This is a genomic window from Streptomyces pallidus (ex Mingjun et al. 2026), assembly GCF_051550185.1.
GTDB lineage: Bacteria > Actinomycetota > Actinomycetes > Streptomycetales > Streptomycetaceae > Streptomyces.
On record NZ_CP196181.1, the window covers coordinates 5,166,988 to 5,190,093 of the forward strand.

20 protein-coding genes are annotated in these 23,106 nt (G+C 71.1%); 12 read left to right on the top strand and 8 right to left on the bottom strand.

The window, feature by feature from the left end; all coding sequences use genetic code 11:
- Nucleotides 1-28 precede the first annotated feature (28 nt).
- From ACSHWO_RS22835 to ACSHWO_RS22855, 5 genes are all read left to right on the top strand, one after another.
- Entirely contained in the window at nt 29-724 is a 696-nt protein-coding gene (locus ACSHWO_RS22835) for a TerB family tellurite resistance protein (protein WP_438314336.1), read from the top strand.
- A 488-nt stretch (nt 725-1,212) separates the two neighbouring features.
- Nucleotides 1,213-2,667 (top strand): nucleobase:cation symporter-2 family protein, encoded by a 1,455-nt coding sequence (locus ACSHWO_RS22840; RefSeq protein WP_385842202.1) that lies wholly within the window; start codon nt 1,213-1,215, stop codon nt 2,665-2,667.
- A gap of 85 nt (nt 2,668-2,752) precedes the next feature.
- Nucleotides 2,753-3,499 (top strand): DNA repair protein RecO, encoded by a 747-nt coding sequence (gene recO, locus ACSHWO_RS22845; protein ID WP_361083866.1) that lies wholly within the window; start codon nt 2,753-2,755, stop codon nt 3,497-3,499.
- 23 nt (nt 3,500-3,522) lie between these two features.
- Nucleotides 3,523-4,350: an isoprenyl transferase gene (locus ACSHWO_RS22850; protein ID WP_438314341.1), complete on the top strand. Its 828-nt coding sequence runs from the start codon at nt 3,523-3,525 to the stop codon at nt 4,348-4,350.
- 64 nt (nt 4,351-4,414) lie between these two features.
- Nucleotides 4,415-4,972: a YcxB family protein gene (locus ACSHWO_RS22855; RefSeq protein WP_438314344.1), complete on the top strand. Its 558-nt coding sequence runs from the start codon at nt 4,415-4,417 to the stop codon at nt 4,970-4,972.
- A gap of 74 nt (nt 4,973-5,046) precedes the next feature.
- Here the strand turns inward: ACSHWO_RS22855 and ACSHWO_RS22860 are convergent, their stop codons facing one another.
- From ACSHWO_RS22860 to ACSHWO_RS22875, 4 genes are all read right to left on the bottom strand, one after another.
- Nucleotides 5,047-5,481: a Fur family transcriptional regulator gene (locus ACSHWO_RS22860; RefSeq protein WP_361083859.1), complete on the bottom strand. Its 435-nt coding sequence runs from the start codon at nt 5,479-5,481 to the stop codon at nt 5,047-5,049.
- 62 nt (nt 5,482-5,543) lie between these two features.
- On the bottom strand, nt 5,544-6,422 hold the full coding sequence (locus ACSHWO_RS22865) for a metal ABC transporter permease (RefSeq protein WP_361083856.1): 879 nt from the start codon (nt 6,420-6,422) through the stop codon (nt 5,544-5,546).
- Nucleotides 6,422-7,213 carry a metal ABC transporter ATP-binding protein gene (locus tag ACSHWO_RS22870; protein WP_438314349.1) on the bottom strand — a complete coding sequence of 264 codons (792 nt, stop codon included), beginning with the start codon at nt 7,211-7,213 and terminating at the stop codon, nt 6,422-6,424. The genes ACSHWO_RS22865 and ACSHWO_RS22870 overlap by 1 nt, the downstream gene beginning before the upstream one ends.
- Before the next feature lie 23 nt (nt 7,214-7,236).
- Nucleotides 7,237-8,238 (bottom strand): metal ABC transporter substrate-binding protein, encoded by a 1,002-nt coding sequence (locus tag ACSHWO_RS22875; RefSeq protein WP_438314352.1) that lies wholly within the window; start codon nt 8,236-8,238, stop codon nt 7,237-7,239.
- A gap of 153 nt (nt 8,239-8,391) precedes the next feature.
- On the opposite strand from ACSHWO_RS22875, the gene ACSHWO_RS22880 reads away from it, so the two are divergent.
- Nucleotides 8,392-9,774 carry a glycine--tRNA ligase gene (locus ACSHWO_RS22880; RefSeq protein WP_361083847.1) on the top strand — a complete coding sequence of 461 codons (1,383 nt, stop codon included), beginning with the start codon at nt 8,392-8,394 and terminating at the stop codon, nt 9,772-9,774.
- A 68-nt stretch (nt 9,775-9,842) separates the two neighbouring features.
- On the opposite strand, the gene ACSHWO_RS22885 is transcribed toward ACSHWO_RS22880, so the two are convergent.
- The 3 genes from ACSHWO_RS22885 to ACSHWO_RS22895 form a co-directional block, all read right to left on the bottom strand.
- Nucleotides 9,843-10,568: a VC0807 family protein gene (locus ACSHWO_RS22885; protein WP_438314356.1), complete on the bottom strand. Its 726-nt coding sequence runs from the start codon at nt 10,566-10,568 to the stop codon at nt 9,843-9,845.
- 134 nt (nt 10,569-10,702) lie between these two features.
- Nucleotides 10,703-11,296, bottom strand: coding sequence for a TetR/AcrR family transcriptional regulator (locus ACSHWO_RS22890; RefSeq protein ID WP_385842166.1), 594 nt, complete (start codon nt 11,294-11,296; stop codon nt 10,703-10,705).
- Between the two features lie 21 nt (nt 11,297-11,317).
- Nucleotides 11,318-12,358: an aldo/keto reductase gene (locus ACSHWO_RS22895; protein ID WP_438314359.1), complete on the bottom strand. Its 1,041-nt coding sequence runs from the start codon at nt 12,356-12,358 to the stop codon at nt 11,318-11,320.
- A 253-nt stretch (nt 12,359-12,611) separates the two neighbouring features.
- Between ACSHWO_RS22895 and ACSHWO_RS22900 the strand changes: the two genes are divergently transcribed.
- Together ACSHWO_RS22900 and ACSHWO_RS22905 are read left to right on the top strand one after the other, a co-directional pair.
- On the top strand, nt 12,612-13,733 hold the full coding sequence (locus tag ACSHWO_RS22900; RefSeq protein WP_438310239.1) for an IS630 family transposase: 1,122 nt from the start codon (nt 12,612-12,614) through the stop codon (nt 13,731-13,733).
- A 161-nt stretch (nt 13,734-13,894) separates the two neighbouring features.
- A complete protein-coding gene (locus tag ACSHWO_RS22905; protein ID WP_438309881.1) occupies nt 13,895-14,893 on the top strand; it encodes an IS481 family transposase in 999 nt (332 codons plus the stop codon).
- Here ACSHWO_RS22905 and ACSHWO_RS22910 read toward each other — a convergent pair.
- Entirely contained in the window at nt 14,890-16,335 is a 1,446-nt protein-coding gene (locus ACSHWO_RS22910; protein WP_438314362.1) for an MFS transporter, read from the bottom strand. The two genes, ACSHWO_RS22905 and ACSHWO_RS22910, sit on opposite strands and share 4 nt — an antisense overlap.
- A 64-nt stretch (nt 16,336-16,399) precedes the next feature.
- Between ACSHWO_RS22910 and dusB the strand changes: the two genes are divergently transcribed.
- The 4 genes from dusB (at nt 16,400) to ACSHWO_RS22930 (ending at nt 22,878) form a co-directional block, all read left to right on the top strand.
- Nucleotides 16,400-17,542 (top strand): tRNA dihydrouridine synthase DusB, encoded by a 1,143-nt coding sequence (dusB, locus tag ACSHWO_RS22915; RefSeq protein WP_438314364.1) that lies wholly within the window; start codon nt 16,400-16,402, stop codon nt 17,540-17,542.
- Nucleotides 17,543-17,918: 376 nt separating this feature from the next.
- The gene (gene ppdK / locus ACSHWO_RS22920) at nt 17,919-20,627 is read left to right on the top strand and encodes a pyruvate, phosphate dikinase (RefSeq protein WP_385842147.1); all 2,709 of its coding nucleotides are present in this window, start codon (nt 17,919-17,921) and stop codon (nt 20,625-20,627) included.
- Between the two features lie 390 nt (nt 20,628-21,017).
- On the top strand, nt 21,018-22,070 hold the full coding sequence (locus ACSHWO_RS22925) for a helix-turn-helix domain-containing protein (RefSeq protein WP_438314367.1): 1,053 nt from the start codon (nt 21,018-21,020) through the stop codon (nt 22,068-22,070).
- A gap of 346 nt (nt 22,071-22,416) precedes the next feature.
- Nucleotides 22,417-22,878, top strand: coding sequence for a group III truncated hemoglobin (locus ACSHWO_RS22930; RefSeq protein WP_385842140.1), 462 nt, complete (start codon nt 22,417-22,419; stop codon nt 22,876-22,878).
- Nucleotides 22,879-23,106: the final 228 nt, after the last annotated feature.

Sequence of the window (23,106 nt, forward strand, 5' to 3'; positions counted from 1 at the left end):
AGCCACGGGGGAGTTACGGAGGTGCGACGTGCTGCCAGTTCGGGGTGGGGACGACCGGAAGCCGGCGGTCTGGGGCATCCGTACCACGTGGAGCACGGTGGGCGACGGGGAGTTCTTCTGCCCGGGCTGCGGCGGCGACCGCAACTACCGCCGGCGGACCGGCCGTCGCCGGTTCACCGTCCTCGGAGTCCCGCTGCTGCCGCGCGGCGAGGCGGGCCCCGTCGTCGAATGCCAGGGCTGCCGGGAGCGCTTCGACACCGAGGTCCTCGACCAGCTCACCACCACCCGCTTCTCCGCGCTGCTGCGCGACGCCGTGCACACCGTCGCCCTGGCCGTGCTCGCGGCGGGCGGCACCGCCGCGCGCGGCGCGCTGGAGGCCGCCGTGTCGACCGTCCGGGCGGCGGGCTTCCAGGACTGCACCCAGGAGCAGTTGGAGTCCCTCGTCCAGGCGCTGGCCAGCGAGGAGGGCCGGCTCGGGCTGTACGACGCCCCCGACTGCTGCGGGGCCGCCCTGGCCATCGAGCTGCACGAGGCCCTGGAACCGCTGGCGCCGCACCTGGCCGCACCCGGCCGGGCGTCGATCCTGCTCCAGGGCGCGCGGATCGCCCTGGCGGACGGCCCGTACACCCCCGCCGAACGCGAGGTCCTCGCCACGGTCGGCGCGGCGCTGCGGTTGGGCTCCGACGAGGTGGCGCGCCTGCTGTCGGCCGTAAGGGCCCCCTGACGGGCCGTGCGGAGGTAACGATCCGGCCTCGCCGGGCCGAGAACACACCGCGGGGCGGGTGGGTTCCGGCTGCGCCGCGGCGGGCGGTTCCAGCACGTGGACACCCGGCGCGGGCCGACGGCCCGCGCCGTCCGCGTGCCCGGGCAGGGCATCGCCGCAGGTCGCACAGGACGGGCCGAGCGTTCGTGCGGCCGGGGCCGGGGGAACGGCCGGCGGCCGGCCATATCCCGTCGCGACGGCGTAGACCACTGGAGGAACCCACACATCGGGCCTTCCCCAGGCGTCGACAGTTTGTGGAAGTCGACGATAGGTGTGCCCCCTCCCACGGGCGTTCAATTCCGGTCACACGCCGAGACACCGCCGGTAACACAGCGGGGCTTCGATTCACGTGAACGCACTGACAACCCTGGCGGACCAACGGGTCCGACCCACTTCGCCCAGGGACAACCAGCCTCCTCCCGTTCACCACCTCTTGAAGGGCAAGCCCGATGGCACGTGTCGCCGCCCGGCTCTCCGCCGACGGAGAGCAGAGCACCCACCCGGTCGACGAGGTGCTTCCCGTACCCCGACTCGCCCTGTACGGCTTCCAGCACGTACTCGCCTTCTACGCCGGCGCGGTGATCGTCCCGATCATCGTCGGCGGCGCACTGAAGCTGAGCCCCGAAGACCTGGTCTACCTGATCAACGCGGACCTGTTCACCTGCGGCATCGCCTCCATCGTCCAGGCATGGGGCATCGGCCGGATCGGCGCCCGCCTCCCGCTGATCCAGGGCGTCACCTTCACGGCGGTCTCCCCGATGATCGCCATCGGCCTCGGCGCCGGCGGGGGCACCGCGGCCCTCCTGGTGGTCTACGGAGCCGTCATCACGGCCGGCATGGCGACCTTCGCCTTCGCCTGGCTGCCCGCCAAGGCCTTCCGGGCGGTCATGCGGCTGTTCCCGCCGGTCGTCACCGGCACCGTGATCACGGTCCTCGGCATCGTGCTGCTGCCGGTCGGCCTGAACGACGCGGCGGGCGGCCTCGGCAGCCCGGACTTCGGCGACCCGAAGCACTTCGCCTACGCCGGCGGCACCATGCTCTTCATCCTGGTGCTGATGAGGCTGGGCAGGCCGTTCCTGTCCTCGATCGCCATCCTGCTCGGCCTGGTCGGCGGAACGGCCGTCGCCTTCCTGCTGGGGGACGCGAAGTTCGGCAGCGTCTCCCAGGCGGACTGGATCGGCATCACGACCCCCTTCCACTTCGGGACGCCGAAGTTCGAGTGGTTCCCGATCGTCCTCATGCTCGTCGTCATGCTGATCACCATGGTCGAGACGACCGGCGACACCTACGCCGTCGGCGACATCGTCGGCAGGGAGGTCGACAGCGAGACCGTGGCCCGCGCCCTGCGCGCCGACGGGGCCGCCACCGCCCTCGGCGGCGTGCTCAACTCCTTCCCGTACGTGGCCTTCGCCGAGAACGTCGGCCTCGTACGGATGACCAAGGTCAAGAGCCGCTTCGTGGTCGTCGCGGCCGGCGTGTTCATGATCCTCCTCGGTCTGCTGCCGAAGGCCGCCGCGATCGTCGCCTCCGTCCCGCACGGCGTCCTCGGCGGGGCCGCGACCGTCATGTTCGCCATGGTCGCCCTGGCCGGCATCCAGACCCTCGCCAAAGCCGACCTCAAGGAGGAGAAGAACGCGCTGGTCGTGGGCGTCTCCCTGGCCTTCGCCCTGCTCCCGGCCACCGTCCCGGTCCTCTTCAAGGACCACATGGACCCGGACCTCTCCTCGTTGCTGGGCAGCGGCGTGACGCTCGGCGCCACGGCGGCGATCGTGCTCAACCTGGTCTTCAACGGCCTGAGCAGGGACGACGCGCACACTGCCGTGGCCCTCCCGGCGAAGCTGCCCGCCCAACCCGACGCCCAGGGTGCTCAGGACGCCGAGGGCGCGCCCGCACCCGCCTCCTGAGCCCTCCCGAGGGGCGTGCGGCCCCCGTCCGGACCGGTGTCCGGGCGGGGGCCGCCGCTTCCCCCGCACAGGCGACAATGGGCGCATGAGTCTGTTCCGCGACGACGGCATCGTGCTGCGCACCCAGAAGCTCGGGGAGGCGGACCGCATCATCACGTTGCTGACCCGCGGCCACGGACGGGTGCGGGCCGTCGCCCGCGGGGTACGGCGCACCAAGTCGAAGTTCGGCGCCGGGCTGGAACCTTTCTCCCACGTCGACGTGCAGTTCTTCGCCCGCGGCAACGAACTCGTCGGCCGCAGCCTGCCGCTGTGCACCCAGACCGAGATCATCGCCCCGTACGGCAACGGCGTCGTCACCGACTACGCCCGCTACACCGCCGGCACCGTGATGCTGGAGACCGCCGAGCGGTTCACCGAGAACGAGGGCGAGCCCGCCGTCCAGCAGTACCTGCTGCTCATCGGGGCCCTGCGCACCCTCTCCCGCGGCGAGCACGCACCGAACCTGATCCTGGACGCCTTCCTGCTGCGCTCGCTCGCGGTCAACGGCTACGCGCCCAGCTTCGACGACTGCGCGAAGTGCGGGATCCACGGCCCCAACCGGCACTTCTCCGTCGGCGCGGGCGGGGTCGTCTGCGGCGACTGCCGGGTGGCCGGCAGCGTCGTACCATCAGCTGAGGCCATCGGGCTGCTCAGCGCCCTGCTGACGGGGGACTGGGCGACCGCCGACGCGGCGGAGCCGCGGTACGTGCGCGAGGGGAGCGGACTCGTCTCCGCCTATCTGCACTGGCATCTGGAGCGCGGGCTGCGTTCCTTGCGTTACGTAGAGAAGTGACCGAGATCGGAGACCAAAGCGCCATGGCAGTACGCGGATTCCTGGGACGCTCCCGCCGCGAGTACACGCTCCCCGAGCCGCACCCCACCGGTGCCCGGCCGCCGAAGATCCCCGGCGAGCTGGTCCCGCAGCACGTCGCCATCGTGATGGACGGCAACGGCCGCTGGGCCAAGGAGCGCGGCCTGCCGCGCACCGAGGGCCACAAGGTGGGCGCCGAGCGGGTCCTCGACGTCCTCCAGGGCGCGATCGAGATGGGCGTCGGCAGCATCTCCCTGTACGCCTTCTCCACCGAGAACTGGAAGCGCTCGCCCGACGAGGTCCGCTTCCTGATGAACTTCAACCGCGACTTCATCCGCAAGACCCGCGACCAGCTCGACGAGCTCGGCATCCGGGTGCGCTGGGTGGGCCGCATGCCGAAGCTGTGGAAGTCGGTGGCCAAGGAGCTCCAGATCGCGCAGGAGCAGACCAAGGGCAACGACAAGCTGACCCTGTACTTCTGCATGAACTACGGCGGCCGCGCGGAGATCGCCGACGCCGCCCAGGCGCTCGCCGAGGACGTGAAGGCCGGCCGGCTGGACCCGTCGAAGGTCAACGAGAAGACCCTCGCCAGGTACCTGTACTACCCGGACATGCCGGACGTGGACCTGTTCCTGCGCCCCAGCGGCGAGCAGCGCACCTCCAACTACCTGATCTGGCAGAGCGCGTACGCCGAGATGGTCTTCCAGGACGTGCTGTGGCCGGACTTTGACCGCCGTCACCTGTGGCAGGCCTGCCTGGAGTACGCCCAGCGCGACCGCCGCTTCGGCGGCGCCGTCCCGAACCAGGTCGAACCGCCCACCTCCGCGGTCTGACGTCACCCCCGGGCTCCCGCGCCGCCGGCGCGGGAGCCCTGTCGCGGCTGTAGGCTCCCCGGTCATGCACATGCAGGAGATGGGGCGGTCGGGCGTGGCCGATGGCCGGGAGGCGGCCGTCGAGCTCGTCTACGAGGTCACCACGGCGGACCTGGCGCAGGCGATCAGGGTCCGGAACACCGCCACGCCCGAGCTGCGCCGGCAGCGGTGGCTCGTGCCCCTCGTCGGGGTCATGCTCGTCGCCCTGGGCGGCGGCACGCTCGCGGTCGGGCAGCCCGTGCCCAAGAGCCTGGCCGTGCTCGCGGGCGGGTTGGTGATCTGCGGGCTCGCGCTGTTCGGGCCGCGGCTCCAGGCGCGCGCTTTCGCCGGGCTGCTCGCGAGGGCCGGCGAGACCCGGACTCGCGTGGACGGGACCGGGATCCTGGTGGCCACGGCGCGCTCCTCGACCCGGCTGGAGTGGGGTGCGCAGCCCGCGTACGCGGAGACCGCCGACACCTTCGTCCTGCTGGACGTCGCGAAGGGGGCGGCTGCCATGACGGTGATCCCCAAGCGCGGGGTCCGGGAACCGGGGGACGTGGACCGGCTGCGGACGCTCCTGGACGGCCGCCTGCGCCGTCTCTAGTGCGGTGCCGGGCGTCGCGGCGGGGCGGTGATCCTTCCGGCCGCAGCACCGGCCCGCAGGTTGGGCGGGAGTGCTCAGGAGGCGGCCGCGGCCGCGCAGTCGGCGCAGGTGCCGAAGATCTCCACCGTGTGGGCGACGTTCACGAAGCCGTGCTCGGCGGCGATGGACTCCGCCCACTTCTCCACGGCCGGGCCCTCGACCTCGACGGCCTTGCCGCAGCCGCGGCAGACCAGGTGGTGGTGGTGGTCCCCGGTGGAGCAGCGCCGGTAGACGGACTCGCCGTCGCTGGTGCGCAGCACGTCGACCTCACCGGCGTCGGCGAGGGACTGGAGGGTCCGGTAGACCGTGGTCAGGCCCACGGAGTCACCGCGGTGCCTGAGCATGTCGTGCAGCTCCTGGGCGCTGCGGAACTCGTCCACCTCGTCCAGCGCCGCCGCGACGGCTGCCCGCTGCCGGGTGGATCGTCCTCGTACTGGCGCGGCATTCGTCTCGCCAGGCGCAGTCGCCACCGGTTCCTCCTCGTGTCGGCCTCGCGCCCATTGTGCCAGGCGGCGGTCCCTCCCCGGCCGTCCTAGACCGTCACATCGACCTTCACGTCGTCCCGGGTGCAGACCGCCTCGGCGGCGCGGGCGGCCTTCGCCCTGCGCCGGGCCAGTGGCGCGGACAGCGCCGTCATCACCATGAAGACGCCGATGGCGAGCAGCACGATGGTGCCGCCGGAGGGGGCGTCGAGGTAGTACGTGGCCACGGTCCCGGACAGGGACACGAGCACGCCGATGGCCATGGCCGTCGCCAGCGTGGCGGTGAAGCCGCGGGTGATCCGCTGGGCGGCCGCGACCGGGATCACCATCATGGCGCTGACCAGCAGCAGGCCGACGATCCGCATGGCCACGGTGACGGTGATCGCGGCGGTGACCGCGATGAGCAGGTTCAGCAGGCGCACCGGCAGACCGGTGACCCGCGCGAACTCCTCGTCCTGGCAGACGGCGAACAGCTGCCGGCGCAGGCCCAGGGTCACGGCGACCACGAAGGCGGCGAGGACCACGACGGCGGTGACGTCCTCGGCGGAGACGGTGGTGATGGAGCCGAAGAGGTAGCTGGTCAGATTGGCGGTGGAACCGCCCGGAGCCAGGTTGATGATCATGACGCCGCCGGCGAGGCCGCCGTAGAACAGCATGGCGAGCGCGATGTCGCCGCTCGTCCTGCCGCGGGAGCGGATGAGCTCCATGCCGACCGCGCCGATGACGGCGACGAGGGTGGCGATCCACACCGGGCTGGCGTTCAGCAGGAAGCCGAGCGCGACACCGGTCATGGCCACGTGCCCGATGCCGTCGCCCATGACCGCCTGGCGGCGCTGGACGAGGTACGTACCGATGGCGGGCGCGGTGAGGCCGACCAGGACGGCCGCGAGCAGCGCCCGCTGCATGAAGGCGAAGGTGAGGAGTTCCATCAGCTCAGCAGTCCCGTCCGCAGGGGCTCGGCGTCGTGCGCCGCGTGGGGGTGTACGTGGTCGTGGCCGGGCAGGGCGTGCTGGCCCACCGCCTCCGGGGGCGGTCCGTCGTGGACGACGCAGCCGTCGCGCAGGACGACGGCGCGGTCGATCAGCGGCTCCAGCGGGCCCAGCTCGTGCAGGACGAGCAGGACGGTCGAGCCGGCCGCGACCTGCTCGCGCAGGGCGGCCGCGAGGACCTCCTGGTTGGCGAGGTCGACGCCGGCCATCGGCTCGTCCATGATCAGTAGTTCGGGTTCGACGGCGAGCGCCCGGGCGATGAGCACGCGCTGGTGCTGGCCGCCGGAGAGGGCGTTCACGGAGGACTGCGCGTACGCGTCCATGTCGACCAGGGACAGGGCCCGCTCGACGGCGGCCTTGTCGGCCTTGCGCAGGATGCCGAACCGGGACCGGGCGAGGCGGCCGGCGGAGACGACCTCGCGGACGGTGGCCGGGACGCCGCTGGCGGCGGTCGTGCGCTGCGGGACGTAGCCGATGCGCGACCAGTCGCGGAAGCGCTTGAAGTCCGTGCCGAACAGTGACAGCTCACCCCCCGACAGGGGCACCTGGCCGACGACGGCGCGCACGGCCGTGGACTTGCCGGAGCCGTTGGCGCCGAGCAGGGCGACGACCTCGCCGCGCCGGACGGTGAGGTCCACCCCGCGCAGTACGGGGCGCGAGCCGAGCGAGGCGACGGCCCCGCGCAGGGATATGACGGGCTGGTCCGCTACCTCCGCGGGCTGGGATTCCATGGCACGCGCCTCCGTTACTGCCATCACTTGCTCCCGAGCGCCTTCTGCAGGTTCTTGAGGTTGGACCGCATGACCTCGAAGTAGTCAGCGCCCTGGGACTGATCGGTGATTCCCTCGAGCGGGTCGAGGACGTCGGTCTTCAGGCCCGTGTCGGTGGCGAGGCTCTTGGCCGTCTTGTCGCTGGCCAGGGTCTCGAAGAACACGGTGGAGACATTCTCCTTCTTCGCCAGCTCCTGGAGTTCCTTCATCCGGGCGGGGCTCGGCTCGGACTCGGGGTCGACGCCGGAGATGCCCTCCTGGTCGAGGCCGTAGCGCTCGGCGAGGTAGCCGAAGGCGGCATGGGTGGTGATGAAGGTCCGGGAGGCGGTGTTCTGCAGGCCGTTCTTGAACTCGGCGTCGAGCGCGGTGAGTTTGCCGACCAGCTCGTCGGTGTTCTTCCGGTAGTCCGCGGCGTGGTCGGGGTCGGCCTTCTCCAGGGCCGCGCCGACGCCCTTGGCGACCTCGGCGTACTTCGCCGGGTCGAGCCAGAGGTGCGGGTCGGCTCCGGACTCGCCGTGGTCGTGGGCGTGCCCCTCGGCGTGGCCCTCCTCGCCCTCGTGGGCGTGGGCGTCGCCGTGGGCGTGGTCGTGGTCGTGGCCGGAGGGGCCGTGGGCCTCCAGCTCGGTGAGCGCGGCGGCGTCGACGACGGCCTTCACGCCGGACTGGGCGACGGCCTCGTCGACGGCGGGCTGGAGGCCCTTGAGGTAGACGACCACGTCGGACTGGCCGAGCCGGCCGGTCTGCTTGGGCGTGATCTCCAGGTCGTGCGGCTCCACGCCCGGCTTGGTCAGGGAGACGACGGCCACGTGGTCCCCGCCTATCTGCTCGGCGAGGAACTGCATCGGGTAGAACGACGCCGTCACGGCGAGCCTGCCGTCCTTGCCGGTGCTCGAGGCGGCTGCTCCGGAGCAGCCGGTGAGGGCCGTGGCGGCGAGGGCGACGGCTCCGGCGAGGGCGGCGGAGGGTATGAGGCGTCGTGCGTTCATGACATCCATTTTCATCAGGAATGGAAACCGTTGTCAAAAACCCTGGTCGTGGGGGTCGGGCGGACCGTGAAAGGGGATACCGATTTGAAAGGGAGGGTGCGGGCGCCGCTACCCTGAGGCATTCGCGTTCGTCCTCGTCATGAAGAGAGCACCGTGGCCGCCGACAAGATCGAAACCATCGTCAGCCTGAGCAAGCGCCGTGGCTTCGTGTACCCGTGCAGTGAGATCTACGGTGGCTCCAGGGCTGCCTGGGACTACGGTCCGCTTGGTGTTGAGCTCAAGGAGAACATCAAGCGCCAGTGGTGGAAGGCGATGGTCACCGGCCGTGAGGACGTCGTCGGCATCGACTCCTCCGTGATCCTGGCCCCCGAGGTCTGGGTGGCCTCGGGCCACGTCGCCACCTTCTCGGACCCGCTGACCGAGTGCACCGCCTGCCACAAGCGCCACCGCGCCGACCACCTGGAAGAGGCGTACGAGGCCAAGCACGGCCGCCTCCCCGAGAACGGCCTGGCCGACATCAACTGCCCCCACTGCGGTGTGAAGGGCCAGTTCACCGAGCCGAAGCAGTTCTCCGGCATGCTGGAGACCCACCTCGGCCCGACCCAGGACACCGGCTCCAAGGCGTACCTGCGTCCCGAGACCGCCCAGGGCATCTTCACCAACTTCGCCGTCGTGCAGACCTCCTCGCGCAAGAAGCCGCCGTTCGGCATCGCGCAGATGGGCAAGTCCTTCCGCAACGAGATCACGCCCGGCAACTTCATCTTCCGCACCCGCGAGTTCGAGCAGATGGAGATGGAGTTCTTCGTCAAGCCGGGCGAGGACGAGCAGTGGCAGGAGTACTGGATGCAGGAGCGGTGGAACTGGTACCGCGACCTGGGCATCCGTGAGGAGAACATCCGCTGGTACGAGCACCCGAAGGAGAAGCTCTCCCACTACTCGAAGCGCACCGCCGACATCGAGTACCGCTTCAACTTCGGCGGCAGCGAGTTCTCCGAGCTGGAGGGCGTCGCCAACCGCACGGACTACGACCTGAAGGCGCACTCCGCGGCGTCCGGTCAGGACCTCACCTTCTTCGACCAGGAGGCCGGTGAGCGCTACACCCCGTACGTCATCGAGCCGGCGGCCGGTGTCAACCGCGCCATGCTCGCCTTCATGCTCGACGCGTACAACGAGGACGAGGCCCCGAACGCCAAGGGCGTCATGGAGAAGCGCACCGTGATGCGCCTCGACCCGCGCCTGGCCCCGATCAAGGTCGCCGTCCTGCCGCTGTCCCGCAACGCGCAGCTGTCGCCGAAGGCCAAGGGCCTCGCCGCCGACCTGCGCAAGAACTGGAACATCGAGTTCGACGACGCGGGCGCCATCGGCCGCCGCTACCGCCGCCAGGACGAGATCGGTACGCCGTTCTGCGTCACCGTCGACTTCGACACCCTGGACGACAACGCGGTGACCGTGCGCGAGCGCGACACCATGAAGCAGGAGCGCGTCTCCCTGGACCAGATCCAGGCCTACCTCGGCAGCCGCCTGCTCGGCTGCTAGGTCCCGCTGGAACGGGCGGTGGCCCGGTGCGCGTGCTGCGCACCGGGCCACCGTCGTGTTCCCGGGGGTCAGGCCGTGGCGGTGCGGCCGGCCTCCGCCTCGGCCGCGGCCCTGGCGGCGGCGCGGCGCGCGCCCTCGGCCTTGGCCTTCTTGCCGTAGTACACGGTCCACAGCGCCAGCGCGCCGAGCACCCCGTAGGCCATGACGGGGCTGATCGCCACCATCGTGTCGGTGTCCAGCACGTAGGCCAGAGCAATGCGCACGCCCGCCTCCAGGAGGTAGGCCACACCCCAGACCGCGGTCATCACGGTCTGCGTCCGCCGGAAGCCCTCCAGCTGCCACAGGCCGTTCCACCAGGCGGTGCTCTCCGGCGTGCCGTCGGTCGCGAACTTGCGGCCGAAGTAGAACATCAGCGGGCGCGGCGCGAGCAGGGTGGCCAGGCAGAGCAGCCCGAACAGTCCGGTGACGCAGGAGTCCTTGATGAGCAGGGTGCGGGTCGAGTTGGCACCGGCCAGGGACACCACGGCCGTGATGACGAGGAACGCCAGCGTCACCATGGCGAACTCGTCGAGCTTGCGGCGCCAGGCGAGGACCACGATGTTGTCGACCACGGGCCAGGCGCCGCTGATGAGCAGTGCGCTGACCTCGCTCCAGCCGTGGTCGTGCAGGTAGTTGTAGGTGATGATCGGCGCGACCACGTTGAGGCCGATCGTCAGGATCCAGCCGATCGCGGCCGCGCCGCCGGAGCGCGCCGGAGGCGCCGGCTGTGCTGCCTGAGGTGTGTGAGTGGACAAGGTTCCCCCTGGAAGGTGCCTGACAAGTGCGGTAGGGGAACCGTAAGTTTTGACGAGTCACGAACAAGCATGACGCGCGCCAAATGATCATCAAACCGTGCGGGATGATTCATTCCGGCCATGGTCGGACCTCGTCAGGCGCGCAGGCCCCGGACCACGAGGGCGGTGACCGCCTCGAACTCCTCGACGATCGTGGGCGAGTTCCACTCGGCCGCGTACTGCGGGTCGTGGAACCGCCCGGTGGCGTCGAACACCGCACGGGCGGCGGCCGGGACGTCCGCGGCGGTGAGGGTGCCCGCATCGACCCCCTCGGCGATGATCCGGCCCAGCTGGCCGATCAGCTGGGTCAGGTGGTGGTCCACCACCCTGCTGTTCTCGGCCAGCAGCACCGTGTACGTCGCGAACAGCTCGGGATCGTCACCCGCCTTGTGGCGCTTGGCGTCGAACAGTGCCTCCAGCCACGCCTCCAGCTTGGTGGGGGCGCTCTCACCGGAGGCGGAGGCGATCCCCTCCAGGCGGTCGACGCTCTTCGAGAGCCAGCGGTCCGTGACGGCCTCGCGCAGCGCCGCCTTCGACGGGAAGTGCCGGTAGACGCTGCCGTGGCTGACGCCCAGGGCGCGTGCCACGTCCACCACCGTTGCCTTGGTGGGGCCGAAGCGGCGCAGCACCTCCTCGGTGGTTTCGAGGATGCGCTCGGGGGTCAGGGGCTCGGCGGCAGCGGGTGACATGGGTACGACCGTACAGCCGCCTCAGTGCTCGCTGTCGAGGTGGGCCATCTGGGCCTCCGGGTAGCGCGCACCGGCGGCGGCCCCGGCCGGGACCGCGTCTTCAATGGCTGTGAGGTCGGCCGGTGTCAGCTCCACGTCCATGGCACCGAGTGCCTCGGCGAGGCGGTTCCGGCGGCGGGCGCCGACCAGCGGAACGATGTCCTCGCCGCGCGAGAGCACCCAGGCGATGGCGGCCTGGGCCACGCTGATGCCCTTGCCCTCGGCGACCTTGCGCAGCGCCTCGACCAGGTCGAGGTTCCGCTGGAGGTTCTCGCCCCGGAAGCGGGGGCTCATGCCGCGGAAGTCGCCGGGCGCCAGCTCCCGGTCGCGCGAGAAGTGGCCGCTGATCAGGCCGCGGGAGAGGACCCCGTACGCGGTGACCCCGATGCCGAGCTCGCGGGCGGTCGGCAGGATCTCCTCCTCGATGCCGCGGGAGACCAGCGAGTACTCGATCTGGAGGTCGGAAATGGGCGCCACCGCCGCGGCCCGGCGCAGGGTCTGCGCCCCGACCTCGGACAGGCCGATGTGCCGCACGTGCCCCGCCTCCACGGCTTCGGCGATGGCGCCGACCGTCTCCTCGATCGGCACGTCCGGGTCCACGCGGGCGATCCGGTAGATGTCGATGTGGTCCCGGCCCAGCCGTTGCAGCGAGTAGGCGAGGAAGTTCTTCACGGCCGCCGGGCGGCCGTCGTAGCCGGTGAACCCGCCCTCGACCGTACGCAGCGCGCCGAACTTCACGCTGGTCAGCGCCTGCTCGCGGGCGGCGGCCGGCGCGGTGCGCAGGGCCTCGTTGATGAGCAGCTCGTTGTGGCCCATGCCGTAGAAGTCGCCGGTGTCGAGCAGTGTCACGCCGGCGTCCAGCGCCGCGTGGACGGTCGCGATCGACTCGCCGCGGTCTGCCTCGCCGTAGAGCGCGGACATGCCCATGCAGCCGAGGCCGAGCGGGAAGACGGCGGGGCCGGTGGCGCCGAGGGTGCGGCGGGGGTGGGCGGGGGTCGGGCCGGTGCTCTGGTTCGTTTCCATGGAAACGAGAATGGCATGACGGGTGACAGATTTCAATATCTGTCACCCGTCAGGGCCGGGGTGGTGCGGAGGGGGTGGCAGGGAGTCCGAGACGCGGGCGGGAAGGGCCTCGCGGGGACGTCGAAGTGCGGGCAGCCGGATGCAGGGAGGCCGGTGGAGGGCGCCGGCGGCTAGTGCTGTGACCGGGAACGTTTGCCGGGTTGCTCGTTGTGCTGGTCGGATGTGACGACTTCGACTGGCATGGGGAGGCGGGATGGCGTTACCGGTCAGGGTCCGCGGGCTAACCGAGCAGGAGGGGCAGAAGCTTCAGCACATCGTTCGGCGGGGCAGCACCAGCTCGGTGCGGTTCAGGCGGGCGATGATGCTGCTGGCCTCCGCTGGCGGCAGCACGGTCCCGGTGATCGCGCGGCTGGTCCAGGCGGACGAGGACACCGTCCGCGACGTGATCCACCGCTTCAACGAGATCGGGCTCGCATGCCTGGACCCTCGGTGGGCGGGAGGCCGTCCCCGCCTGCTGAATCGTGACGACGAGGACTTCGTCGTCCAGACGGCCACCACCCGCCCGACCGCGCTGGGCAAGCCCTTCACCCGCTGGTCGGTCCGCAAACTCGCCGATCACCTGCGGCGCAACATCTCCCGGCCCGTCCGGATCGGCCGGGAAGCCCTGCGCTGCCTGCTGGCCCGCCGGGGGATCTCCTTCCAGCGCACGAAGACCTGGAAGGAGTCCCCGGACCCGGCCTTCGACGCCAAGCTGGCCCGGATCGAATACGCGGTCAACAAGCGTCCCGACCGCACGTTCGCCTTCGACGAGTTCGGCCCCCTCGGCATCCGTCCGACCGCCGGATCCTGCTGGAAGAAGCAGGGCCGGCCCGACCGGCTGCCGGCCACCTTCCGCCGCACCCACGGCATCACCTACTTCCACGGCTGCTACTCGGTCGGCGACGACAAACTGTGGGGCATCAACCGCAGGCGCAAAGGCATCGACCACACCTGGGCCGCCCTGCGATCGATCCGGGCCGCCCGCCCGGACGGCGCCCCGATCTACGTGATCCTCGACAACCTCTCCGCCCACCTGAACTGGAAAATCCGCAGGTGGGCGGACCGAAACAAGGTCGAGCTGTGCTTCACGCCGACCTACGCGTCCTGGGCGAACCCCATCGAGGCCCACTTCGGGCCGCTGCGGCAGTTCACCCTGGCCAACTCCAACCATCCGAACCACACCGTCCAGACCCGGTCCCTGCACGCCTACCTGCGCTGGCGCAACCAGAACGCCCGCCACCCCGACGTCCTCGCCGCACAACGACGCGAACGCGCCCGCATCCGAAGCGAGAAAGGCCTCCGCTGGGGCGGCAGACCACTACCAACCGCAGCCTGACCACCCGACCCGGCAAACGTTCCCGGTCACAGCACTAGGTGTTCTGTCCGGGGAGGTTGTGTACAGGTGATGCAGGTCTCGGTTGGAGCATCTTGAACGGGTGAGGGCCTTCCGGGTTCGGTGTGGATTGCGACATCTCCACCGAACGACAGAAGGCCCTCATGCCCCACCGTAATGCACCCCTGACCGAGACCGGTCGTCTGCGCCTGGCCCGCTGCGTCGTCGAGGACGGCTGGCCCTTGCGGAGGGCAGCCGAGCGTTTCAGGGTCTCGCCGACCACGGCCCAGCGGTGGGCGGTCCGCTACCGGGCCCTGGGTGAGGCCGGCATGGCAGACCGGTCCTCCCGCCCCTTGCACAGCCCCCGCCGCACGCCGACCCGCACCGAGCGCCGGATCATCAAGGTCCGTCTCGCCCGCCGGTGGGGCCCGGCCCGCATCGCGTATCTGCTGGGGCTGGTGCCCTCGACCGTCCACCGGGTCCTGGCCCGGTTCGGCCTGGCCCGCCTGGCGCACCTGGACCGGGCCACCGGCCGGCCCATACGCCGCTACGAACGCGAGCGGCCCGGGGAACTGGTCCATGTGGACATCAAGAAGCTCGGCAACATCCCCGACGGCGGCGGACACAGAACCCTCGGCCGTGCCCGCGGCGGCCGCAACAGCTCGGCACACCGGGACCCCGCCCGGCCCCGCACCGCCCACGGCCGCCCCAACCTCGGCTACAGCTACCTCCACACCGCCGTCGACGACCACTCCCGCCTGGCCTACAGCGAGATCCTGGCCGACGAGACCAAGGAGACCGCCACCGCGTTCTGGACCCGCGCACAGGCATTCTTCGCCGACGCCGGGATCACCGTCGAACGGGTCCTGACCGACAACGGCTCCTGCTACCGCTCCCACACCTGGCGGGACACCCTGGCCGCGGCCGGGATCGCCCACAAGCGAACCCGGCCCTACCGGCCCCAGACCAACGGCAAGGTCGAACGCTTCAACCGCACCCTCCTCGACGAGTGGGCCTACGCCCGCCCTTACCGGTCAGAGACCGAACGGCGCGAGGCATTCCCGCAGTGGCTGCACTCCTACAATCACCACCGCGGACACACCGCACTCGAAGGCAAGCCACCCTCCAGCCGCGTCCCCAACCTCACAGGGCAATACAGCTAGGCCGCGGCCCGCTCCAACCTGCGGGCCGTCCGCAGGGCCGTCTTCCTGGCCCAGCGGCCGCTGGTCACGAGCCCCACGGCCAGGATGGCCAGGCCGCAGGCGGTGATGATCCACCAGGCCGGAGCGGCGGCCGCGGCGAAGAGCGCGGGGTCCGACAGGCCCGCGCCGTCGGCGCCGCCCGCGACCCCGGCCGCCAGGACGGTACCGATGACGGCGACGCCCAGGGTGGCTCCGGTCTGCCGGCTCGTGGAGGCGATCGCGGCGGCGACGCCCGCCTGCGCCCGCGGCATGCCGGAGACGGCCGTGTTCGTGACGGGTGCGTTGACCAGGCCGACGCCGATCCCGAAGAGGGAGTACCCGGTGAACATCAGCGGGTACGAGTCGGCCGCCGAGAACGCCGCGAACATCAGCCCGCTGGCGGCCGTCGCGGCCCCGGCCAGCACCAGCGGCAGCCGCGGCCCGCGGGAGGCGACGAGCAGCCCGGACAGGAGCGAGCACGCGAAGGCGAGCGCGGCCATGGGCAGCATGAACAGCCCCGCGTGCAGCGCGTCCAGCCCGCGTACGTCCTGGAGGAAGAGGGTGTTCAGGAACAGGAACCCGGACAGTGCGGCGAAGGCGCTGACCGCTATCACGGTGGCCCCGCTGAAGGGGGCGCTGCGGAAGAACCGCGGGTCGATCAGCGGGTCGGGCCGCCGGGGCTCGTACAGCAGCAGTCCCGTCAGCGAGGCCGCGGTGAGGAGCGCGCAGCCGAGGATCACCGGGGACCGCCAGCCGAGGGCGGGGGCCTCGATGATCCCGTACGTGACCGCCCCGAGGAGGCCGATGACCAGCAGCTGGCCGACCGGGTCCGGGCGGCGCGGCCGCTCGGCCCGCGACTCCGGCACGTAGCGCAGGGTCAGGGCGAGGCCCAGCAGCCCGACGGGGAGGTTGACCCAGAAGATCGACCGCCAGCCCGCCGATTCCACGAGCAGCCCGCCGATCACGGGCCCGGCCGCCATGGACAGGCCGGCCACCGCGCCCCAGGCGCCGATCGCGCGGGCCCGTTCGCGCGGCTCGGTGAAGGTGTTCGTGATGATCGACATGGCGACGGGGTTCAGCATCGAGCCGCCCGCCGCCTGGACCATCCGGAACGGGACGAGCCAGTGCAGCCCCGGGGCGAGCGAGCACAGCAGTGAGCCGGCCGTGAAGAGGACCAGGCCGGCGGCGAACACCCGACGGCGCCCGACGCGGTCCGCGGTGGAGCCCGCCAGGATCAGCAGCGAGGCCAGGACCACGGTGTAGGCGTCGATCGTCCACTGCATGCCGGAGACCGATGCGCCCAGCTCGCGGCGCATCGAGGGCAGTGCGACGTTCAGGACCGTGCTGTCGAGGCTGACCATGAGCAGGCTCGTGCAGCAGATCGCCAGCACCAGCATCCTCCGGCGGCGGCTCGGCTCCTGCATGCTTCCGATAGTACGCCTAACTAAAGAGATGTGTAGGGGGAGGCCGCTGGGCCACAATGGGGGGATGACCACGCTCCCCGCCCCCCTCGCGATCGGCCCGCACACCGTGCAGCCCCCGGTGGTGCTCGCGCCCATGGCCGGCATCACCAACGCCCCGTTCCGTACCCTCTGCCGCGAGTTCAGCGGCGGCAAGGGGCTGTTCGTGAGCGAGATGATCACGACCCGGGCGCTGGTCGAGCGCAACGAGAAGACCATGCAGCTGATCCACTTCGACGAGACCGAGAAGCCCCGCTCGATCCAGCTGTACGGGGTCGACCCCGTCACGGTCGGCAAGGCGGTCCGCCTGATCGTCGAGGAGGACCGCGCCGACCACATCGACCTCAACTTCGGCTGCCCGGTCCCCAAGGTGACCCGCAAGGGCGGCGGCTCCGCCCTGCCCTACAAGCGGAACCTGCTGCGCGCCATCCTCCGCGAGGCCGTCGCGGGCGCCGGCGACCTGCCGGTGACCATGAAGATGCGCAAGGGCATCGACGACGACCACCTCACCTACCTGGACGCCGGCCGGATCGCGGTCGAGGAGGGGGTCACCGCCATCGCCCTGCACGGCCGCACCACCGCCCAGCACTACGGCGGCACCGCGGACTGGGAGGCCATCGCCCGGCTCAAGGAGCACGTCCCGGAGATCCCCGTGCTCGGCAACGGCGACATCTGGTGCGCCGAGGACGCGCTGCGCATGGTGCGCGAGACGGGCTGCGACGGCGTCGTGGTCGGACGCGGCTGCCTGGGGCGGCCGTGGCTGTTCAACGACCTGGTGGCGGCCTTCGAGGGGCGCCCGCAGGACTTCCACCGGCCCGCGCTGCGCGAGGTCGCGGCGACCATGCACCGGCATGCGGAACTGCTGGGGGAGTGGATCGGCGACGAGGCGCGCGGGGTGATCGACTTCCGTAAGCACGTGGCCTGGTACCTGAAGGGCTTCTCGGTGGGTTCCGAGATGCGCAAGAAGCTGGCGGTCACCTCCTCCCTGGCCGAGCTCGACGCTCATCTGAGCGAGCTCGACCTGGACCAGCCGTGGCCCGAGAGCGCGGACGGGCCCCGTGGCCGCACGTCCGGAAACAACCGGGTTGTCCTGCCGGACGGCTGGCTGAAGGATCCGTACGACTGCGCCGGAGTCGGCGAGGACGCCGAACTGGACACGTCCGGAGGCTGAGAATCAGCTGACAAACTATGCCGCCGACGGCGTGACATACGCCACGCATGGGTGGGGTTGCGCTCACATGAGCGCAAAAATCGCGGCTAAGACTTCCAAAGGGTGGCACTGGGTGCCACCCTTTGTTCGTTCAACTCTTGAACGCAAATGTATCGATGATCGCTCATCCGAGCGCATTCAAGCCTCGATAGGGGGCTCACCCTTCGGGATGTGAACGCTGTTCGTAGGTTCTGGCTACCTGCGAGTTACTTTCGATCCAGGGGCGCACGTGTGGTTACGGCCGCATGTCGGCCAAGTGGACGTACCCATAAGCCTTCGATCTGGGTATGTTCCTCGCCGTCAGGGCAGCCACCGAGTCCTCGAGGAGTCGAGACCCGTGTCGGAAAACAAGAACCAGAAGTTCGTCTACGACTTCACCGAGGGGAACCGCGACCTCAAGGACCTTCTCGGCGGCAAGGGAGCCAACCTCGCCGAGATGACCAACCTGGGTCTGCCGGTCCCTCCCGGCTTCACCATCACCACCGAGGCCTGCAAGGTGTACCTCGACAGCGGTGAGGCTCCGGCCGCCCTCCGCGACGAGGTCAGCGCCCACCTCGCCGCCCTCGAAGCGAAGATGGGCAAGAAGCTCGGCCAGTCGGACGACCCGCTTCTGGTCTCCGTCCGCTCCGGCGCCAAGTTCTCGATGCCCGGCATGATGGACACCGTCCTCAACATCGGCCTCTCCGACGCCTCGGTCGTCGGCCTCGCCGCCCAGGCCGACAACGAGCGCTTCGCGTGGGACTCGTACCGCCGCCTGATCCAGATGTTCGGCAAGACCGTCCTCGGCGTCGACGGCGAGCTCTTCGAGGACGCGCTCGACGCGGCCAAGGAGGCCAAGAAGGTCACCGTCGACACCGACCTCGACGCCGCCGACCTCAAGAAGCTGGTCAAGGCCTTCAAGAAGATCGTCGCGAAGGAGGCCGGCCGCGAGTTCCCGCAGGACGCCCGCGAGCAGCTCGACCTCGCCGTCGAGGCGGTCTTCAACTCCTGGAACACCGACCGGGCCAAGCTCTACCGCCGCCAGGAGCGCATCCCCGGCGACCTGGGCACCGCGGTCAACGTCTGCTCGATGGTCTTCGGCAACCTCGGCCCGGACTCCGGCACCGGCGTCGCCTTCACCCGCGACCCCGCCAGCGGCCACCAGGGCGTCTACGGCGACTACCTGCAGAACGCCCAGGGCGAGGACGTCGTCGCCGGCATCCGCAACACCGTGCCGCTCGCGGACCTCGAGCAGCTCGACAAGAAGTCGTACGACCAGCTGATGCAGATCATGGAGACGCTGGAGACCCACTACAAGGACCTCTGCGACATCGAGTTCACGATCGAGCGCGGCCAGCTGTGGATGCTCCAGACCCGCGTCGGCAAGCGCACCGCCGGCGCCGCGTTCCGCATCGCCACCCAGCTCGTCGACCAGGGCCTGATCGACGAGGCCGAGGCCCTCCAGCGCGTCACCGGCCACCAGCTCGCGCAGCTGATGTTCCCGCGCTTCGACGAGGACGCCAAGACCGAGCTGCTCGGCCGCGGCATCGCCGCCTCCCCGGGTGCGGCGGTCGGCAAGGCCGTCTTCGACTCGTACACGGCCGTCAAGTGGTCCCGCTCCGGCGAGAAGGTCATCCTCATCCGCCGCGAGACCAACCCCGACGACCTCGACGGCATGATCGCCTCCGAGGGCATCCTGACCTCCCGCGGCGGCAAGACCTCGCACGCCGCCGTCGTCGCCCGCGGCATGGGCAAGACCTGCGTCTGCGGCGCCGAGGAGCTCGACGTCGACACCAAGCGCCGCCGGATGACGGTCGGCGACACGGTCATCGAAGAGGGCGACGTCGTCTCCATCGACGGCTCCACCGGCAAGGTGTACCTGGGCGAGGTGCCCGTCGTACCGTCCCCGGTCGTCGAGTACTTCGAGGGCCGTATGCACGCCGGCGCCGACGACGCCGACGAGCTCGTCCAGGCCGTCCACCGGATCATGGCCTACGCGGACCGCGTCCGCCGGCTGCGGGTGCGCGCCAACGCCGACAACGCCGAGGACGCGCTGCGCGCCCGCCGCTTCGGCGCCCAGGGCATCGGCCTGTGCCGCACCGAGCACATGTTCCTCGGCGAGCGCCGCGAGATGGTCGAGCGCCTGATCCTCGCGGACACCGAGGACGAGCGCGAGGCCGCCCTCACCGAGCTCCTGCCGCTGCAGAAGAACGACTTCATCGAGCTGTTCGAGGCGATGGACGGCCTGCCCGTCACCGTCCGCCTGCTCGACCCGCCGCTGCACGAGTTCCTGCCCGACATCACCGAGCTGTCGGTGCGCGTCGCCCTCGCCGAGGCCCGCAAGGACCCCAACGAGAACGACCTGCGCCTGCTCCAGGCCGTCCACAAGCTGCACGAGCAGAACCCCATGCTGGGTCTGCGCGGTGTCCGTCTCGGCCTGGTCATCCCCGGCCTGTTCGCCATGCAGGTCCGGGCGATCGCCGAGGCCGCGGCGGTGCGCAAGGACGCCAAGGGCGACCCGCGCGCCGAGATCATGATCCCGCTCGTGGGCACCGTCCAGGAGCTGGAGATCGTCCGCGAGGAGGCCGACGCGATCATCGCCGAGGTCGAGGCCGCCACCGGCACCAACCTCAAGCTGACCATCGGCACGATGATCGAGCTGCCGCGCGCCGCCCTGACCGCCGCCCAGATCGCCGAGGCCGCCCAGTTCTTCTCCTTCGGCACGAACGACCTGACCCAGACGGTGTGGGGCTTCTCCCGCGACGACGTCGAGGCCAGCTTCTTCACCGCGTACCTGGAGAAGGGCATCTTCGGGGTCTCGCCCTTCGAGACCATCGACAAGGACGGCGTCGGCGCCCTCGTCCGCAGCGCCGCCCAGGCCGGCCGGGACACCCGCCCCGACCTCAAGCTCGGCGTCTGCGGCGAGCACGGCGGTGACCCCGAGTCCGTCCACTTCTTCCACGAGGTCGGTCTCGACTACGTCTCCTGCTCGCCGTTCCGGATTCCGGTGGCGCGTCTGGAGGCCGGTCGTGCCGCCGCAGAGTCGACGGGCAGCGACAGCCGCTGAGGCCCGCCTGAGGCCCGCTGAGGCCGCCTGAGAGTCCGCCTGCCCCCGGGTTCCCTGACCCCCGAGGGCAGGCGGGCGATTTTTTGTTGTTCAACAAATCTTTACGCCAGCAGGCGGTGGACGGATCCCCACCCGTCCACCGCCTGCTGTCAATCCGCCAGGCACGTCGGCGCATCCCGGTGCGACCGACCGCCAGGCCCCGCAAAGCCCCCCACGGCCTTCACGGAGCGTTTCGGTCGCACTGGAGTGTGTCTGGCGGAGTACAGCATTTCGGTTGTCACGCCCCCGCCGAAAGGGGTTTCAACTGTGGCCGAAAGGGCGTGGTGACGTCGTGTGACGGCGTGCATACTCATGGGGCGGGGGGATTGCGGTTGCACAGGTGGGGGTTCGGTGCTGCGTATCCATTTCACTGGAGTGGACCTGGCACGCGTGCGGATGGCAGGGCGTCCCGATGCGTTGTGGGAAACGATTCTGAGTTTTCACCGCTTAAGAGACCGGCGTGATGCCCGGCTCTTCGGTGAATGGCGTACGGAAACCCGCAGCAGGTTGAATGGTGAAACACGCTTGCTCGGCGCGCTCATACCGAGTCGCGGCTATTTCCCTGATTTCCTGACCCCTGCGGAGGGGCAGTACGGGTGGGACGTGGGCCTCGACGCGCTGCGCGGGCTGCACCCGGAGCGGATCCGGCGCGAGCTGGCCCTGCTCGGCACGGGCGCGCGCGTGGGTGCCGCCTTCGGCATGCCCGCGGGCACGGGCGGCGGCTGCGACACGGGCGTGCCGCGGCGGCTGCGGGAATTCATGGACGGCGGCACGGAGCACCTGCCGAGGCTGCTGGCGGAGCTGCGCGGATACCACCGGGCGGCCGTTGCCCCGTACTGGAACCACATCCAGGCCCAGATCGAAGCCGAGCGGGCCGCGCGCGGCCGGGCCCTGCTGGACGGCGGCGCGGACGAGCTGCTGGCCTCGTTGCCGCCCATGCTGCGCTGGCGGGCCCCGGTCCTGGAATGCGACTACCCCGTGGACCGCGACGTGTGGCTGCGCGGGCGCGGGCTGCTGCTCCAGCCGTCGTTCTTCTGCCGGCGCACCGCCGTCACCCTGCACGACCCGGAGCTGCCGCCGGTGCTGGTCTACCCGGCGGCGGCGCAGCTGGCCTCGGCGCCCACCGGAAGCGAATCGATTCGCCCCCTGGAGGAGCAGCGCCAGCGCACCCTGGGCAAGCTCGTCGGGCACACCCGGTCGGTGGTGCTGCGGGCCATCGGCGACGGAGCCACCACCAGCGAGCTCGCCCGGCGGGCCGGGGTCTCGCTGGCCTCCGCGAGCCAGCACGCCTGCGTGATGCGCGAAGCCGGGTTGGTGACCACCCTGCGCCGGGGGAACGCCGTCCTGCACACGGTGACGCCCCTCGGGGCCGCGCTGCTCAAGGGTGGCGCGGTGGCCTCGTAGCGTCCGGCGCGGGCCCGCACCCGGGCCGAGGGGGCCCGGGTGCGGGCGCGGCGTTCCGCTCCGGGGCCGCCCGGAGGTTCGCGCGGGGCCGTTCCGGGGTGCGGTCTGCACCGATATCCGGTCCTCGGCGTTCGGAATCCGGCGCGAGATCCGTATTCCAACGGCGATTTCAAGCCACACGGGTGTTCGGTCCGGAAGGCCGTGCCGACCACCGCGGGAGAGGCGTCCGTGCGCTGTGCGTGACGGATCCCGGGCCCGAGGAGCCGTGTACGACGGGACCGTATTCCGGACGCGTCGGGACCTTGCGCCCCTGGCCGGCCCCCGCGTCGGCGAGGATGCTGGGGCCATGGACCCCTCCGCCGCCGACCACGACATCCGCGGCCGCGCCGACCTCGAGGTCGTGCTGCGCCGCTTCTACACGGCCGCCTTCGCCGACGGGCGGATCGGCCCGTTCTTCACGGAGATCGCCGGCACGGACCTCGACGTCCACCTGCCCCTGATCACCGATTTCTGGGAGCGGGCCCTGTTCCGCAGCGCCGCGTACGACCGCGACCCCTTCGCCCCGCACGCCGCGCTGCACGCCGCGCGGGCCATGACCGCCGAGGACTTCGGCCGCTGGGTGCAGCTCTGGCACGCGGCCGTGGACGGGCGGCACCGGGGCCCCGTCGCCGAGCGGGCCAAGGCGATGGGCGAGCGGATCGCGCTGGCCATGCACCGGCGGCTGGCCGGGGCGGACGCCCCGCTGCACCGTGAGGGCGGCACGGGCTTCGTCCCGCTCGCCGCGCTGCGGCTCCGCTCGGCCGCCTGACCGGGCGGCCCTGCCACCGGCACCCGGCACCCGGCACCCGGCACCCGGCGCCCGGCGCCCGGGCCGGGACCGGCACCGGCCGCGGCCGGCAGCGGCGCCCGGCAGTACCGCCCGCCGGGACGACCGGAGCACGCGAGAGGGCCCGGGGATCGCAATGACCCCGGGCCCTCTCGACGCGCTCCCGTACGCCGGGGCCCACCCTGCGGAACCGCACCGGCGGCGGGGTAG